This window comes from Mesorhizobium sp. WSM4823, assembly GCF_055811195.1.
In genome coordinates this window covers 1-2,231 of record NZ_JBVVQL010000039.1, presented here as the reverse complement: position 1 = coordinate 2,231, position 2,231 = coordinate 1, and the positions used below count along the sequence as shown (strand labels likewise).

The following is a 2,231-nucleotide window of genomic DNA, read 5'->3' as shown; positions in this document are numbered from 1 at the left end:
GCCGTTCATGGTAAACAGTTCATCCTTGAAATAGTCGCGCAGCCGGGCGACGGCCGCGCTCATGGCCGGCTGACTTAAGTTGATGCTGCTTGCCGCCGCCGTAAGGTTGCGCTGGGTCAGCAGCGCGTCAAGCACAACGAGAAGGTTCAGATCAAGGCCTTTGAAGCGCATCGCTTTCACTTATCCATAGCGTGGATGCTCGCGATCTAAACAATCGATTTTACCAAACTTCCAGGGCGCTGCATAGACGACCGCACCTGAGATGCACCCGATCAGGCCACTGCTTCTGAGGGTGTGCTGGGAAAATGACTTGCAAGTAGCCGATTATTTCGAACTCTCCTCCATCTTCCGAAAAGGCTATTGGCCGACAAGGGTTTTCAGGTGGTCGTAGCTGGGCCGGTGCAAGTCCGCAGGTTCGCGAAATCGGCCCTATGTGCACAGCGCAGTGGCTCACTTGGACCCGCCGTTTCATCCTGGTTGGCGAGTTTGATTTCTTGGTAGGCGAACTCGGATTGTACAGTGTGCATCCGGATCTTGAGAGACTCGAATGAGCCATTCTATCCGCGTCATGCGTCCGGTGCTGCAGCAGCTTGTCATTCCATTCGCATTTGGCACGGTTCGGCACGCGCTGCGGGACCGTAGCGAGAGGTCCTGCAGAGACGGCCTCGCGACAATAGTTCCGGGCGTTCGCGTCGCCACACTTGATTGCGACCGCCACTGCGCTCCAGCTTTTGCGATCAGGTACTGGGAATTTGTCCGCTCGGTTGCAGCCAGTCGGCCTTCGATACCACGCCGCGATCCGCGCAAGTCCCGATCCTTTTCACCGAAACTGGCGCGCTCGCCGTGCCCACGGCCGGTAGCAACCGCAACTGATGGGCTTGAGTCTGATGCTTGATCAAATAACAGGTGGAGCGAAGGGACGCGGCTCGCGCCCAGAGGAAATAAAGGACCGAGACCTAAGCCTCGATTTCGCCAAAGGTGTACTAATTACTTTGGTAATAATTGGACACCTAATACAATATATAATTTATAGAGGTACCGACGACTTTTGGACGTCTCCGTATTATAACCTAATATACATATTTCATATGCCTCTCTTTATGGCAATAAGTGGATATGTCTCTTCCGGGGCAATTATTCGAAAATCGTTCACTCAAGGGGTCCGTGATCGAGCAGTACAGTTACTACTGCCAATGTTTGTTTGGTGTGCGTTTATTTTCGCCCTGAAGTCCGTTACGATTTATCCAACGAAGAGTCCAACTGATGTATTGCTGGATCTATCGAAGGAAATCATGGGAACATACTGGTTCATATGGGCGGCGTTTATTTCATTCGTTCTAGTTCGTGTTTTTGCAACTTTCAAACGGCTACCGATGTGGATCATAAGCGCATCCGCAATCGGGGTCGCATTCGCGCCCGTCACATTGTCAATAACCCCGTTGGTAAGATACACTTACCCATTTTATTGTTTGGGGGTCTTGTTTGCCCAGCCAATTGGATGGCAGAAAAGTATCATCTGGACTCACAAATCGACCTTTGTACTCTTGCTTTCGATAATAGCTTTCATATCCTTAATTCTGTGGGATAAGCAGACCTACGCCTTCAACAATCATGTTTTGATAGATGATGAAGAGTCAGCCAAACAAGTGCTGCTGATGTTCGCCGGCTCTGCAGCGGCTTCCGCGGTGGCAATGCAGTTTATGGTCCAATGCTGGAGAGCTGCCTCCTCAACTAGAATAGCTCAGTTTGTCGCGATGCAGCTCGGTCAGAGCACGCTGCTCGTTTATCTTGTTCAGGGTGCCGCGTTTCGCCTCATGGATTTCATCCAGTTTGGAGAAGCCTGGAATCTCACGACCAGAATTGCGTTCGCAAGTGTGCTTGGAGTGACGATTGTCGCCGCAGCGATGGCAATTCGCAAGATTGCGCGCGACCTTGGATATGTGTCGCAGATCCTTGTCGGAGCGCCGACACGCCCATGTCTGCTCAAATCTCAATCTGCAATAAATTAGCCGCCCACAATGGTCGCGATGACAAGCAACGACGTTACGGACAGATGAGGCATGCGTTTCAAAGGCCTTGATCTGAACCTTCTCGTCGTGCTCGACGCACTGCTGACCGAGCGCAACCTTACGGCGGCGGCAAGCAGCATCAACCTAAGTCAGCCGGCCATGAGCGCGGCCGTCGGCCGGCTGCGCGATTATTTCAACGATGAACTGTTTACGATGAGAGGT

At 52.1% G+C, this 2,231-nt stretch carries 3 protein-coding genes and 1 pseudogene; 3 read left to right on the top strand and 1 reads right to left on the bottom strand.

Annotation, left to right across the window (positions count from 1 at the left end):
* A partial coding sequence (locus tag AC0L26_RS31890; RefSeq protein ID WP_473636071.1) for a LysR family transcriptional regulator occupies positions 1–171 on the bottom strand: 171 nt, incomplete at its 3' end.
* 91 nt (positions 172–262) lie between these two features.
* On the opposite strand from AC0L26_RS31890, the pseudogene AC0L26_RS31885 reads away from it, so the two are divergent.
* From AC0L26_RS31885 to AC0L26_RS31875, 3 genes and pseudogenes are all read left to right on the top strand, one after another.
* Positions 263–895: pseudogene (locus AC0L26_RS31885) on the top strand (GNAT family protein).
* Complete coding sequence (gene nolL, locus AC0L26_RS31880) at positions 888–2,009, top strand: nodulation factor fucose acetyltransferase NolL (protein WP_473636069.1); 1,122 nt, start codon at positions 888–890, stop codon at positions 2,007–2,009. The pseudogene AC0L26_RS31885 and the gene nolL overlap by 8 nt, the downstream one beginning before the upstream one ends.
* 51 nt (positions 2,010–2,060) lie before the next feature.
* A partial coding sequence (locus AC0L26_RS31875) for a LysR family transcriptional regulator (protein WP_473636070.1) occupies positions 2,061–2,231 on the top strand: 171 nt, incomplete at its 3' end.